Consider the following 15104-nt stretch of genomic DNA (forward strand, 5'->3'; position numbering starts at 1 on the left):
AGTAAATACTTTCATGGTATTTTATTACAATTATATTGTTCCGATTGTTAATTCATTATTTTCACTATTTGAATATACAATATTCAACATTATTCGTAAATAGTCTTGTTAAAGCGACCATTTCACTTTAACGAATCGTATCAAGATACCCTTTTAATTTCTCAAGAAAATACGTGATATCCTGATGATTAATATCCCCAATATTTGCAATGCGGAAAGAAGATAATTGACCTATTTTACCCGGATAAATGGTAATTCCATATTCATATAAATAATCATGCATATGGTCAAAATCATATCCAGCTATTGCAGGTTCTTGAATAGTGGTAATAATTTTGGAATGGTGTTCTAAAGGCACTAGATACTCAAGCTCTAGTTGATCCAAGCCTTTGATCAACGTTTCCCATGAACGTGTATAACGCGCATAACGTTGTTCTACACCTTCACGTTGTGTTTCAATGATCGCTTGTTTTAATGCATAAAATGTCTGTACCGGTGGAGTAAATCGCATCTGCCCTGTTTTCTCAAAATAGGCATATTGCTTATATAGATTCAGATAATAATTTTTAGGGGTGTGATGTTGTAGAGCTTGGAGTTTCTCACGATTAGCGATCACAAAGCCAATCCCTGCCATGCCCTGAATATTTTTGTTCGAACTAGATATGAGAAATGAGATTTGGCTCTGCTTCATATCAATAGGGATCGCTCCATATGAGCTCATCGCATCTACTATAAGATCTACATTGTAACGTGCACATATATGACCTAGACGATCAATATCATTCAACAATCCACTGGTTGTCTCGTGATGTACCACAGCTACATGTGTGAATACATTTTGGTTACGTTGTAAGACTTGTTCAATCTCATCAAGCACTAGAGGTAGAATAGGTGAACTTGAGAACACTTCGTAATCGATCCCATAAGCTTCTACAATTTCAGCCATACGCTCGCCATAAGCCCCATTACTAATAATCAGTAATTTCCCTTCACCGATCACAGAACTAAGCACAGCTTCTACAGCAGCTGTTCCAGATCCACCAAATAACACTGTTGTATATTGATTGATAGGAGCAACTAAAGATGTTAATTGCTCTGCTGTCCATTTCATCAATTCACCAAATTCAGTCTCGCGCGGGCAGATATCAGGTACAACTTGAGCCCATTTCACTGTATCTGTTGTGGTAGCCGGTCCCGGATTCAATAAAATATGACGGCGAATAGGTAAAGTATCATTTGGTTTCTGTTGCAATTTAGGATAAATCTCATTTTGCGCCCGTATAAGGTGTTCTTCGGTATCGATCTCACACCATACATAGCGCTCTAATTTGTATACTAGTAATGGTTTGTGCTGACTTACAGCTACAAGCGCTTGTTCATAATCCCATTTCAAATGTACTGCAAACACATCTGCTGACCATTGGCACATCCGCTTATACGTATCGATAGAAATTTTGCAAATGCCTACAAGCTCAGCATCAGCACTTTTCAATTCAGCTAGCTGTTTGGACATATTCACTAAAAAATGATTATGATCATATTCGATATACACTTCATCATTAGAATGAGTTGTCCCACTGGCTAGAATCATATCTTCAGCTGTATCGTCTAATAGACATTTCAATCCTGTTGGATCATACAACAGATCAGATTCTAACAACAAAAAGTCAGACGTTAATACATCTTTCATTTGATATAACGTGTACATACTTCCACTGTCCCGATAATCTTTGTTATGGATACAAGTGATCGCTGGATACTTTTCAGACAACTGTTCATAAAATTCAGATAAATAACCTGTACCTATCATAATTTGTGTGATGCCTGAAGCCAGTAATTGTTGAATAGAACGTTCTACAATCGCCAGTCCATCGATTTCTACAAATCCTTTAGGTTGATGAGTTGTTCGTTCTTTTAACCGACTGCCTAACCCTGCTGCTAGAATAACGGCTGTATTTACCATTTCTCAATCACCACATTAAATCGGAATTTGTTATTACCATAATTATCAATCTGCTGGTCGCTACAATGAACAATTGCCTGCTTGCCTTGCATTACTTGCTCTATAAACTGACGATCATAAAACAAATGATCCAGACCTTTATACTTTTCTTCATATTCGCCTTCAGATAAAGCCCCTTTGCGAATAGCCAATGCTTCTTCTTCAAAAGCAATATCATTCAAATCCAGCAAAATCACTCTTCGCTTAGCTTTGGCATACATACGTTCAATCACTTCTGTCGCATACGTCAACGAAGGAAAATACTGAAACACACTGTTAGCAATCACTACATCAGAGGAGTGAGAAGTATCTAATTGTAACGCTTCTTGAACATCAAAGTTCATATTAGGCATCACCCTATTGGCAATCTCAATAAGACTCGAAGAATAATCAATCCCACCTACAGCATGACCTTTTTGATAAAAAGGATATAAAAAAGCGCCGCTACCGCAACCAATCTCATAAATAGAATCATTAGGTACAATCTGCGCTAACTGAGTGACATATTCGATATAAGCTAGCCAATCAGGCGCAGCAATTTTGCCTGCACCTGAGTTAAAGCCATCTGCTTCAATTAAAAATTGTAAATCTTGTTTTTCTGCTGGAAGTTGTCGGGTACGTGACCAAATCTCTTTCCAATCAGCCATTGATATACTTCACCAGCCTTTCTTTCACTTCATAAGGCTTAATACTCGGACGACTCAAATTATCTTTGGCGCCTTTGGTCGTTGGTATATAGATGAATGTCAGTTGTGGCTGTTGTTGCCATAATGTGATCGTAGTCTCTAATTGCTCGATCGTGTAGACCACTTCAACATGGCTGTATCCACATCCAGCAGCAATCGTCGCAAAGTCGATCGTAGCAGACACCGTATCTTGTCCACCTGTAGAATCATGGCATTGATTATCCAGTACCACATGAAGCAAATTCTTAGGTCCATATTGTCCATTCGTCGCTAAATTGCCCATTCTCATTAATAGAGCGCCATCTCCATCAATTGCAATCACTTTTTTGGAAGGTTGCGCTAAAGAAACGCCTAACCCCAACGAACTGATACAACCCATAGAGCCAACCATATATAAATTTTGAGCTGAATCTTCTACTTCATATAACTCTCTGCCTGTAAATCCAGTCGTCGCTAATTGAATCGAACTGGAATCTTTCAAGCGATTAATCGTATCTAATACTTGAAATCTCGTTAATAATGAGTCTTCTTGATCGGTAGGACGACTCACTTTAGCAGATTGGTAGGTTTTCGAATGAGTAGATTGTTGTAGAGCTTCTTTATTAAACGTTCCTTTTTTGACAACAAAGAAAAACGTTTGATTTTGAGCAATATATTCATTTGCTTGTTGTAATTGAGCTTTGGCTTCTTCCCATTCTTCTGCAAGATATGCCCATTTCACCTGCATCAAATCAAGCATTTGAGTCGTAATTTGCCCCATTAACTCATGTTGAGGCTCATCTGCAACGCCTACTTCTCCACGTAGACTTACAAAGCCTAGCACGGGTAATTTAAACGTATAATTTAGTGAAGTCAAAGGCGAGACTGCATTGGTCAGACCAGAGTTCTGCATCAGCACTACAGCTTTACGTCCTCCCAGATAAGCACCGCTTGCAATAGCAACAGCGTCCCCTTCATTTGCAGCTCCTACATAATCACATTCATTAATTGCATAATTAATAAGGTCTTTGAGAAACGAACAAGGTACACCTGTAAAAAAGTCAAACCCTAAATGCTTTAGCTCTTCGCCAAATGCTTTCGTTTCGATCACAGCAATTCACCTGCTTTTTGCAAATCAACAATGCTATCAATATTAAGCCAATCTCCTTTAATAAATTTAATAGCTACAGGGTGTTTTTTCACTAATTCATTAAACAAATCGACCACAGTTAATTGATTGAAATTCGCTTGTTGTGCTAATAGTTCTAATGTTTCTTTAACAGCTTCAGCGCCTTTTTGCGAGACTTTCCAGAGTCCAATAAACTCTCCATTAAATGAAGTATAATCTTGTGATTCACTAATACGGATTAACTTCACTGCTGTTGAATACATATTGCGCGAATAAGGCTTCTCACTGACTACAAAATCTTGTGGCTTGCCAGACAATTCAGGATCAGCATCAACCACGATCGTAATATCATTTTCGTCATTCAACAAATCATTCAAAATGTAATTTTTGTAGATAATATCGCCATAACTGATCAGTGTAGCACTGCCTGCTATGTTGTCTTTCGCTAGATACAAAGAACTCAATTCTTGTGTAGAAGCATATTGATCATTGTCGATCGTTGCAATATTATTTAACGCAATTTGCTCTTTGGCAAATCCACGTACAACAGCAATATCTTTAATACCTACTTTGTTCAGATCATCGATTTGTCTGCTCAATATCGGCTTACCATTCACTTTCAACATCGTTTTAGGTGTATCTTGTGTGAGTTCACCCAGACTACCTTGACTTGCTGCCAAAATAACCGCATTGATTTTTTTACCGGATGTTGGCAAATAGCGTTTTTCTGCTTCTTTTAGTTCATCTGCTCCTTGCAAGCTGAATACTTCAGAAACAGTGGTAATTTTACCTTCTACATTGATCAATGATTGATCACGATAAATTTGTTGTACAGTCTGTTGCATCGATTGAATAGCAGAACGAAGCGTATGATTCGCCCAGATCACCATGTTGATGCCCATATCTCTAAATTGATCAGTTGGTGTAGAGTAATATTTGGTCGGTACGATAACGATGGGATGACGATTGCCCCATTCTTTCATAAAGGCTTCAATATCTGAACTATCCGCCTTTTTACTATGTACCAAAATCGCATCTGCTCCTGCTAAACGGTAAGCTTCTGCCCGGCGCAAAGCTTCATCTAGTCCCCAGCCAGCAATAAATGATTCTAAGCGTGCAACTACACAAAAATCGTCATCCAATTGTGTTTCTTTAGCCGCTTGAATTTTGCCACAGAACTCTTCAATATCTGCTAAAGGTTGTGTTTCTCCTGAGATAAATGAGTTTGTTTTAGGGAATAATTTATCTTCTATACATACACCGGCTACGCCACGTTGCTCAAGCTTTCGAACCAATCTACGCATATTGTTGAAGTTACCATAACCTGTATCTCCATCTAGCAAAATAGGAAGTGTTGTAGCATCATTCATATATTCCATTACATCAAGAACTTGTGTCCAAGAAGCTTCATTGTTATCCCGTACACCTAGGGAAGCTGAAATGGTGAGTCCACTTCCCCAGATGCCTTTAAATCCAGCTTCTTCTACAATTTTGGCAGACATCCCATTATGAGCTTCCATAATAAAATCAAGTTCAGAGCTTGTAATCATTTGTTTGAGCATTTGCGTTTTTTTCATTATTATTTCATCCTTATCTTTAAGTTAGTGGTAATTCTCAAACAATATCTGATTAAAATTTAGAGTTGCTCTGAATATGTTCCCATATGATCTGCTCATAATAATCTGCTCGATCGGGTAATGATTCAGTTTCGTCTGCACCTGTAACTTTATTGATTAGTTTCAGTGTGTACTGATTCAGATCAACTAATCCATCATTTTGGATCGGCGTTCCATTTTCGAAATAAATATGATGAGTGTCATCGGTCAACGCTGCTTTATACGTCTGATTCGGATGAACGGCTTCAGTATAAGTGAAGGTTCTAGCTGTATCGCCACCAAATACTACAGGCAATTGACCATCGATATTTGTAGCAGCCGGTAGATTCGCTAAATGAAGCAATGTAGGCAAAATATCAATCGTAGATATCAATTCATCAGATGTTCCGACAGGTGTAGATCCACCTTTGATCATTAATGGAACTTTACGTCTACTTTCGTTTAATAATATATCAGTATCTTCTAAAAAAGATTGTCCATGATCTGAATGTAACACAATCAAAATCTCTTCATCTTGATAGTTTTTATTAAAGTATTCATATAATGTATTTAAATAAAAATCGATTCGTTTGATTTCATTAATATACTTACCATGCTTGTTGCTATCATAAGGTGTAAGTACAGTTGTAGCTCCTTTTTCACCTTGCTTAACTCGTTGACTGATATCAAGCTGTACTTGAGTCATCAAGTTTTGATCAATATCATCAGGAACATGATGGAGATCTGCCAGTGATATCCATAAGAAATTATTTTTCCCTTTGAATGCTTCTAGATGTTCTAATGTTTCACTCACAATATTTGCAGCATCCATACCGCCCATAAAGTTTTTATATACTATGCGGTCAAATCCTTTATGGTAACCATGTGCTGGAGTCACACGCCAATCTCCACCGATTTGAGTCGTCATATAGCCAGCGTCTTGAAAATACTCCTGCATCAATTTATTATTGCCTGCAAAATCATAATTGAAATCGGGATGGAAAATATGATGGTTTGTTGTATATCTTCCTGTATACATGCTAGCTACACTTGGAAATGTCCATTCGCTAGTAGCATAACAATCATTGGTGGTGAAGCTGTTTTCAAAGTACTTATACGTGTTAGGCATTAACTCTGATAATTGATGTTTCTGTACAAATTCACCAGATACACCATCAACAAAAATATTAACAACTAATTTTTTAGGTAGTGGAGTGTCTATGATGGATAAAGGTTTTCCAATAAAAACAGGTTTATTTGTTTTTATTTTTAAAGTACCGACTTCATTAAATCTTAGATAGTGATGTGTTTTAGGCGAGAGATCATTTGTAAAAGAGTATACTTCTTTATTCAGTTCAAAACTGATTGTACTTTTTAAATCCATAACGGAAATAGGTAAGATAGACGGCTGATCGATCTTAATCTCATGTTGAGATGGATAGATTTTTCCCGGAAGTGTTTCTGTCGCATAATCACTTCTATTACGTTGATCTACATCATCAATCATAAGACTTTTATACATATTAGTCATGTAAGAATCGGGGGTTTCTGAAGCCATCAAGTGGCGTATTGTGCTTTGATGATAAGCATCTAATGGAAACGCGCGATAATCATTTTCTTGAAGAAGTCGATTCCCAAGATTGAAAATATTAACTAGTTCGTTCGGCTCACTAGCATATACTTCTTTTAACAAAAGATTCATACGATCTATATATGTTTCGGCTAAGCTACGTTCTTCTTTTGTTCTAGAAAATTTAAGTGCCTGGATATAATAACATACACTCATCTCAAGTTTTGTTTGCATTTCAAAGACGATACCTGCATTTAAATTAATATCAAAATGAAAAGGATACTTTTTCAAACCAGCCAATAGAACCGATTCAGCTTTTTCATATTCTCCTGATTGAAAATACGCATTACTTTTAATTGAAACTAAATTAGCATCATTTATAGAATGTTCATATTCTTCAATATCTTTTTGTAAATCTATCATATTATTATTTTCAAAATCCATTTTAATATTTTGATACAATTCTGATAAATGATTAATACTTTGCTGAATTGGATATTTCCGCATACTTTTTCATCTCGCTTCTTATAGATATACCTGCTTTGGCTAAAAAATATCTTTCAATTGATCAATAATAAATGCTTGTTGTGGTGTAGACATATTCGTATCTGAAGGTAAACAAATACCATGATTAAATAACCTAGCACTAACATCTTGTTCATGATGTGTATAATAAGCACAATCTTGAAATAATGGTTGCAAATGGAGAGGCTTCCATACCGGTCTTGATTCGATGTTATACGTTTCTAAATGCGTAATAATATCGGTTACTGATACAGAGGATTGCTCTGGATCAATCCAAGCGGTAGTTAACCAACGCGTAGCTTTTCCAAAAGAGGTTTCCGGCATAAATTGGATACTTTGAATTGTTGATAATTCATTTTGATACAAGTCAAATATATTCCTTTTTTGCACAATTCGCTCATTTAATATTTGAAGTTGCCCTCTACCTATTCCAGCGAGGATATTACTAAGTCTATAATTATAACCAAGTTGGCTATGCTGATAATGTTTTGCTTGATCTCTAGCTTGAGTAGCATAGAATCTCGCCTTTTCCAAAAGAGACAAATCTTCTGAGACCAGCATGCCTCCACCTGAGGTTGTTATAATTTTATTACCGTTAAAAGAGAAAACACCAAACTTGCCTAACGTTCCACTAATTTGCTGCTTGTATGTAGCTCCCAAAGATTCTGCGGCATCTTCTACAATTGGAACTTCATATGCATCACATATCGCTTTCAAACGATCATAATCTGCACTTTGTCCATATAGATTCACAATAACAACAGCTTTAGGTTTTCTGCCTTTAGCTGCATATTCTTTAAGAGCTTGTTCCAATGCTTCTGGTGACATGTTCCAACTATCTGGCTCTGAATCAATAAATACAGGGATGGCTGACTGATACAAAATAGGATTAGCACTTGCAATAAAAGTAAGTGAAGAACAAAACACGATATCGTCTTTGCCTACATTTAGCAAAATTAATGCAAGGTGAATAGCTGCTGTACCTGAGCTCAAAGCAACCGCTCCTGCACTGCCTACATAACTTGCTATCTCTTCTTCGAAAGAATCTACATTTTTACCAAGCGGAGCTACCCAATTGCTATCAAAAGCCTCTGTAATATATTGTTGTTCCAGTCCACTCATATGTGGAGAAGACAAGTAAATTCTTTCGCGATCTGCCATACTTACTCATCCTTTATCCTTTAAATTTTTAATCATTTTCGCCGGGCATCCTACCGCTACAATCTCATCTGGCAAATCAGAAAGAACACACGAAGAAGCGCCTACGATAGTATCTCTACCGATATGAACACCTGGAATCAGACTAGCCGCTATACCAATATGCGTACGTTCACCAATAGATACTCCACCCGCCGTATGAACACCAGGAGATAAATGAACATAATCTGCAATAGAACAATCATGATCTACAGTGGCTGCTGTATTTAGAATAGTATGCTTGCCGATTGTACTATCTGCGTTCACCACTACATTAGCCATCATAACTGATCCTTCGCCAATCGTGACTTCGGAGCCGATAATCACACTAGGATGAATGGCTGTTCCCCATACAACATCGAAATCTTCTAATTGTTTAACAATCTTCATTCGAATACTATTGTTTCCTATCGCTATTAGAAATCGAACATCTGGATAATCTTTAATGATTCGTTCGATATCTTTACTTTTTCCTAGTACAGGAATGCCTTTGAATTCCTTCTCATTAAAATGATCATCAACGATTCCAATAATCATTTCTTGATTGGCATGCAAAATATCTATGATTACTTTTGCATGTCCACCCGCTCCATAAATGATATAACTCAAAAATTACACTCCTTAATACGTAATCATTTTCTGAATTAACTCATCGGATTTAGAAAATTGTTTAAATAAGCTTATAATGCTCATACTGGTATTTTCTTGACTATATACATTATCGGTAGAATTTAAATTCTGTTTAAAAGAATTATTAAAAATATGCTGAAGCGCTTGATCCAATTGTTCAGCACTTTCAGAAATATCGATAATATTAGCGGATCGTTCTCTGCCTTCTTGACGACTACCTATATTAATAACAGGAATAGCGAAAGAAGCTGCTTCTATAATTCCAGAAGATGAATTGCCGACAAGAACCTCTGTATGTTTAAGCATGGTTAGATAGTCCAGCTGTTCGAAATTAGTAATCTGATAAAAATGAGGGGTATCCTGATAGTCCTGATAGACACGAATGATGGCATCAGTACCTGCATCTGCATTAGGCATAACACAAACAATATCTTGTTGTGTTGCTAGAAGCTTTTCAATTATAAGCTTTAATTCTGTAATGTTAGCTGATTCAGTCGTAACGGGATGATACACAAATAGTATATATTTACGGATAGCCGTTAATCCGTATTTAATTTTCACGTGTTCCAAATCTGGCAAAGGTGTATTGAGCATGGTTTCGATTCGAGGGGCTCCAACTACATGAATGCGCCAAGCATCTTCACCAAGTTTTATTAAACGTTCACGACTACCTTCTGTCGCAGCTAAGTGAATATGGGCTAATTTACTAATGGCATGTCTAACAGATTCATCAATAGTTCCTGATACTTCACCACCATGCAGATGAAAAAGAGGAATATTCATATGCGTAGCAACAATAGCCGCAGCCAACATCTCACCACGATCTCCTAGTACGAGGACACAATCAGGTGATAGTGTCTCTAACGCCTGACTCATCCCTACAATAGCAAGTCCGATCGATTTAGCCATATTCGCATGAGTAGATGATTGAAGTAAACAATCTACTTTTGCAGATATTGTAAAGCCATCCTTTTCAATATGATGCATAGTATATCCATACTGCGGAGATAGATGCATACCTGTAACTAATAACTGTAGCTCTAATTCTTGATCTTTTTGTATAGCTTTCAAAATAGGAAAATAGATCCCATAGTCTGCTCTTGTTCCTGTAATAACAAGTACTTTTTTCATGTAAGATCATCCCATTGTAACAATTGATCTTCTTGCATATCATGTATTAATTTTTTGCCGACTAACTCTCGATAAAACCGAGGCTCAATACCTGTCCCTGGACGTTTGATAACAAGATCAGACAAAGCCAAAATATGACCTGCTTTTTGGGCACAAGCCATCACAATACTTTTTCTTGCTACAATTTTGGTGTTTTCTTCTGAAGGCATACATCTTTTTACACCGTCTCCAAGTGCCAGTTCTACATTACGTATAGCACCAACCATCTTGGCAAAATCAGACGGTTCTAATGAAGCCTTATGATCTGGACCTGGCAAAGAACGATCTAATGTAAAATGCTTTTCTATAATACGTGCACCCATTACCGTTGCAGCTATTGCAATTTCAATACCCGAAGTATGATCAGAATAACCAGTTACTTGACGGTATTCTTTGTACAACGTGTGGATAGCGTTTAAGTTCACATCTTCCAAAGGAGCAGGATAGTCTGAAGTACAATGCAAAATAGCGACAGAACAATCTCCTAACGCTTCTAATGGCTCTCGAACTTCTTCCAAATTCGACATCCCTGTGGATAATAATACAGGACGTTTATACTTATTAATTTGCTCTAGAAAAGGGATATTATTCATATCGCCAGAACCAATTTTGAAAGCATCAATACCAATAGAATCTAAAAACGTTGCACTTTCTTCATCAAAAGGGGTAGATAAAAAATCGATATTTTGTTCTTCGCAATATTTTTTAAGCACTACAAAATTATCAAAACTTAACTCTAGTTTTTGTAGCATTTCTAGCTGGCTCTCAGTAGAAGACGTATTGTTTGTCTGGTATTCTGCTTTTTGTGCATGTTTAGTAACTAGATTTTCACTTTTAAAAGTCTGAAATTTCACTGCATCTGCTCCACTTTGTACTGCCTCATCAATACATTGTAAAGCTAACTCCATAGAACCATTATGGTTAACACCTATCTCGGCAATGATGTAAGTAGAAGTATTATTATCCGAAAAAAGGCTTTGTACCGACATTATCACACCTCCATTTTATTTCAATTCGATAGACTATTTTGTGTAAGCATAAACTGAGCTAATCGCAAATCAAATGCTGTATCTATATCTATAGAACGTTCTTCTGGCATAATATAACCATAATTCCGATGGCCAACCAGAGAATGTTCTATCATTAATACATCCCTTTTCACAATATAAATAGCACCATTCAGAGCATATACATCTTTCAAATCTTGTCTACGTAAATGTGAATCTTCATGCTTCAGATAAGGCACTAATTGTTCCCCATCTAACTCTCTTAATAAATAAGGATGGTTATGCGATAAAGTTATACTTTGTAAAGAATCAGCTTCATACTGAAGAAACGTCGTAAAAGCTTGCTCAATATCTTGAACTTGTCGTAAAGGAGAAGTAGGCTGCAACAGCATAATATACGAATAATACTGTTTTAACTGACTTTCATAAAAATCCACAGCGTGTTGTAAAACATCAATACTTTTGGCTTCATCATTTGATAATTCCGCTGGACGTAAAAACGGAACTGTTGCACCTGCATGACGCGAGATTTCAGCTATCTTTATACTATCTGTAGTAACCATTACTTCTGTAACACATGAGCTTTGCAAAGCGGCTTCGATACTATATTGAATTAATGGCTTTTGATCCAACAATCTAATATTTTTATCAGGAAGTCCTTTCGAACCTCCACGAGCTGGAATAATAGCCAAGCACTTCAAGCTAGAATTCATACTACGCCTCTTTCAAAACCTAATCCATTTCGATCAATGAGTGATCTGATTTCTGGCATAAATAATTGAGGAGCCGTATGAGAAGAATACTCTTGATGCTTCGCTTTTTGAAATCCTTCATATACAGATTCATTCACATCAAAAAGTGATGGGATGATATACATTTTATCATTTTCCATTGCTCTTTCGGATTCATCTAATGTCATCAATTCTTCGTATAGTTTCTCACCAGGACGTATACCGGTTTCGTTAATAGAACCTGCAAATTGCATTCCTGAAGCTTGTTCATACGAATCGATAAGACACTGTGCTAAGTCTGTAATTTTAAGAATAGGCATTTTCAAAACAAATACTTCTCCACCTTGAGAATACGTAGCTGCATCAATAACTAATTGTGCTGCTTGAGGAATAGACATCATAAATCTTGTCATTTCTTTGTGGGTCACTGTAACTGAATTTCCTTTAACAATTTGATCTCGAAATAAAGGAATAACCGAACCTCTAGATCCCATTACATTGCCAAATCTCACACAGGAAAAGACAGTATCTTTGCTTCCTTTATACATATTGGCAGCTGAGATCAGGCGCTCTGATAATAATTTAGTTGCACCCATCGTATTGGTAGGGTTTACGACTTTATCTGTACTTATAGCTACTACCTTTTTAACATTATGCTCTAAAGCCGTTTCGATAAGATTCTGTACTCCAATTACGTTTGTTTTGACAGCTTCCATCGGATTATACTCGCAAGAAGGCACATGTTTTAAAGCCGCTGCATGAAAAATGTAATCGACATCTTCCATCGCATAACTTAGACGTTTCTGATCACGGATATCACCAATCAAATAACGTACATTTGAATAGCCTTTTAATTCTTGTTGAATATCAAACTGCTTACTTTCATCACGACTATAGATCCGAACAGCTTTGGGTTCTTGCAGTAATATATTACGGACAATTTCACTGCCGATAGAACCTGTTCCACCCGTAACTAATACAACTTTATTTTTAAACATATTTTTCTCCTATTTCTTCATCATTGTTATAGTACATGTAAGAGATATGTTAATAGTTTCAAGAAAATTGATTCGGTCTGATTTCACTAATTTTAATCAATGATTCATTCAATAATTGTTCAAGAAATGATTCTTTTTCTACCAGATCTTTAAGCAATTTGCCTAAATATTGATTGATTAACTTACACTTAATCGGTAGATTTTTTTCGTTCACTATAAAAGGTAGCTGCTGATCGAATTCTCTCAGATCTGTAGGCATAACTGTATTGAAAATAGGTTCAAACCATTCCCGATTGGCAATTTTTCCCCATTTTTGTTCAATCAATTCTAATGTGTTCTGAGCTTTCATAGGCTTTGTACGACTATGCTCTTCAATTTTGGACATTAATTTTTGAATATCAATGATTTCTTTTTTCATCTCTTTAAGATCATTGATCACATAACTAATTTTAGTTTGTACATATTCTTTTTTGCTGTAATTTATTTCTGCTTTTGATTTTGCTATTAAAGACTCAATAGGATCTGGTTCTACATGCTGATCAGCAATCAATGTAAAAGCTTCTTCGATAGGCATCCATGTTGTACCTTCAATAACAGCACCATTTTTTGTCGTATTGATAAATTCGATCGTTGGATAAGCATTAATAATTTCTTCCAAGCTATCTTTCATAAACATAAAGCTTGAGTCTGTTAAATTGTAAGTTCCTTTTACATTTAAAATCTTTTGAGTTGCTGTCTGCACTGTAATTGCAGTAGCTTTCGCTTCAACGTGTCCCACACCATCTGAATAATATTGATTATCTGGAAAAGATAAATCTTGTCCCATCATAATAATTCGAGTAGCTCCAAGACGAATCGCAGCTTGAATAGCTGTACCTGCTACAGTAGGTGTTGAGGAGATCGATATTTCTTCTTTGGTTAAGCCCATCAAATATTGAGAAAACTCATCATTTCCCATTACACTATAAATTAATTGATCATGCTTTCTAGCTGATATCTCGTAATAAGCTGATGATGTATGAAACAAAGGTGCTTCTAGCGTTTTCGGATCTTTAAATACTTTATTATTAATTTCGTTACCATCCATAATCACTGTCATATGAGGTCGGAGATCATGTTTAACTAATGCTTGAATACTAGAACCTGCTGCAATAACCAAAGCATGCGATTTTAATCGTTCGATCCATTCGATATCTTTTTGTAAAGAAGGCCCTGAAGCTGTAATCACAGCCGTAACGCCTTTAAAAGAATCTCTCACCTGTTCAATAGACGGAGAGGTAAGCATACTTGGCATTTGATAAAGACTGTTACGAATCCAATCTTGGCGGAAAAACTCTTCTGTTCTTTTATTTGAATTAAATGTAAAACTATACTCTGTAAATTTCTTTTTGATATCGTGCAATATTTCCATATCATGATCTAGATAATGTCTCAATGCAACAAAAGCCATTTCTTGTTGCATATAGCTACAAACTAAATAAAATAGCATATTTAGCTGGGATTCTCCTACAGACAACCAATGTAAATTAGGATGTGACAATAAGTCCCGAAAATCATAATTCTGCATTGAGTCCATAAAAGCTTCTTCTTCAGGTTCATATACAAACAACCAGCGATTAGGATACATCTCCAAAAGATCAGCTATACCCAATCCTTGTCCAAATCCATACACAAAAATAATATTTAAATCTCCTACAGAACCACGTACAGCTTCAAGCCAAGCTTCATCTTTATCCCAAGGCTCCATAACTGTTTCTTTTTCTTTAATATGATTAAGATCTATTGTAAGCGTTTTGTGAGCAACGTTATTAAATCGTTGCTCTAGTACCATTTGATTCAATTCCAAATTAGACACTATCATACCACCATTCGCTCGTAAATTTAC

At 36.2% G+C, this 15104-nt stretch carries 12 protein-coding genes; all 12 read right to left on the reverse strand.

Annotation, left to right across the window (positions count from 1 at the left end):
* Positions 1 to 127: 127 nt before the first annotated feature.
* The 12 genes from PO903_RS02650 to PO903_RS02705 are packed head-to-tail and all read right to left on the reverse strand — an operon-like array spanning position 128 to position 15080.
* Positions 128 to 1963: a 2-aminoethylphosphonate aminotransferase gene (locus PO903_RS02650; RefSeq protein ID WP_273592516.1), complete on the reverse strand. Its 1836-nt coding sequence runs from the start codon at positions 1961 to 1963 to the stop codon at positions 128 to 130.
* Positions 1957 to 2649, reverse strand: a complete 693-nt coding sequence (locus tag PO903_RS02655; protein WP_273592517.1) for a methyltransferase domain-containing protein — start codon at positions 2647 to 2649, stop codon at positions 1957 to 1959. The genes PO903_RS02650 and PO903_RS02655 overlap by 7 nt, the downstream gene beginning before the upstream one ends.
* On the reverse strand, positions 2642 to 3775 hold the full coding sequence (aepY, locus tag PO903_RS02660; RefSeq protein ID WP_273594612.1) for a phosphonopyruvate decarboxylase: 1134 nt from the start codon (positions 3773 to 3775) through the stop codon (positions 2642 to 2644). The genes PO903_RS02655 and aepY overlap by 8 nt, the downstream gene beginning before the upstream one ends.
* On the reverse strand, positions 3775 to 5373 hold the full coding sequence (gene aepX, locus PO903_RS02665; RefSeq protein ID WP_273592518.1) for a phosphoenolpyruvate mutase: 1599 nt from the start codon (positions 5371 to 5373) through the stop codon (positions 3775 to 3777). The genes aepY and aepX overlap by 1 nt, the downstream gene beginning before the upstream one ends.
* A gap of 52 nt (positions 5374 to 5425) precedes the next feature.
* The gene (locus tag PO903_RS02670; protein ID WP_273592519.1) at positions 5426 to 7468 is read right to left on the reverse strand and encodes a sulfatase-like hydrolase/transferase; all 2043 of its coding nucleotides are present in this window, start codon (positions 7466 to 7468) and stop codon (positions 5426 to 5428) included.
* A gap of 39 nt (positions 7469 to 7507) precedes the next feature.
* Complete coding sequence (locus PO903_RS02675) at positions 7508 to 8647, reverse strand: aminotransferase class I/II-fold pyridoxal phosphate-dependent enzyme (protein ID WP_273592520.1); 1140 nt, start codon at positions 8645 to 8647, stop codon at positions 7508 to 7510.
* A gap of 6 nt (positions 8648 to 8653) precedes the next feature.
* The gene (locus PO903_RS02680) at positions 8654 to 9292 is read right to left on the reverse strand and encodes an acetyltransferase (RefSeq protein ID WP_273592521.1); all 639 of its coding nucleotides are present in this window, start codon (positions 9290 to 9292) and stop codon (positions 8654 to 8656) included.
* Between the two features lie 12 nt (positions 9293 to 9304).
* Positions 9305 to 10444, reverse strand: coding sequence for a UDP-N-acetylglucosamine 2-epimerase (gene neuC, locus PO903_RS02685; RefSeq protein WP_273592522.1), 1140 nt, complete (start codon positions 10442 to 10444; stop codon positions 9305 to 9307).
* The gene (gene neuB, locus PO903_RS02690; RefSeq protein ID WP_273592523.1) at positions 10441 to 11472 is read right to left on the reverse strand and encodes an N-acetylneuraminate synthase; all 1032 of its coding nucleotides are present in this window, start codon (positions 11470 to 11472) and stop codon (positions 10441 to 10443) included. Before neuB ends, neuC begins: the two co-directional genes overlap by 4 nt.
* A gap of 20 nt (positions 11473 to 11492) precedes the next feature.
* Positions 11493 to 12203 (reverse strand): acylneuraminate cytidylyltransferase family protein, encoded by a 711-nt coding sequence (locus PO903_RS02695; protein WP_273592524.1) that lies wholly within the window; start codon positions 12201 to 12203, stop codon positions 11493 to 11495.
* The gene (locus tag PO903_RS02700) at positions 12200 to 13219 is read right to left on the reverse strand and encodes a UDP-N-acetylglucosamine 4,6-dehydratase family protein (protein ID WP_273592525.1); all 1020 of its coding nucleotides are present in this window, start codon (positions 13217 to 13219) and stop codon (positions 12200 to 12202) included. Before PO903_RS02700 ends, PO903_RS02695 begins: the two co-directional genes overlap by 4 nt.
* 58 nt (positions 13220 to 13277) lie before the next feature.
* Positions 13278 to 15080, reverse strand: a complete 1803-nt coding sequence (locus PO903_RS02705) for a motility associated factor glycosyltransferase family protein (protein ID WP_273592526.1) — start codon at positions 15078 to 15080, stop codon at positions 13278 to 13280.
* Positions 15081 to 15104: the final 24 nt, after the last annotated feature.

It is taken from the genome of Paenibacillus sp. PK4536, from assembly GCF_028594455.2.
GTDB classification, from domain to species: domain Bacteria; phylum Bacillota; class Bacilli; order Paenibacillales; family Paenibacillaceae; genus Saccharibacillus; species Saccharibacillus nuruki.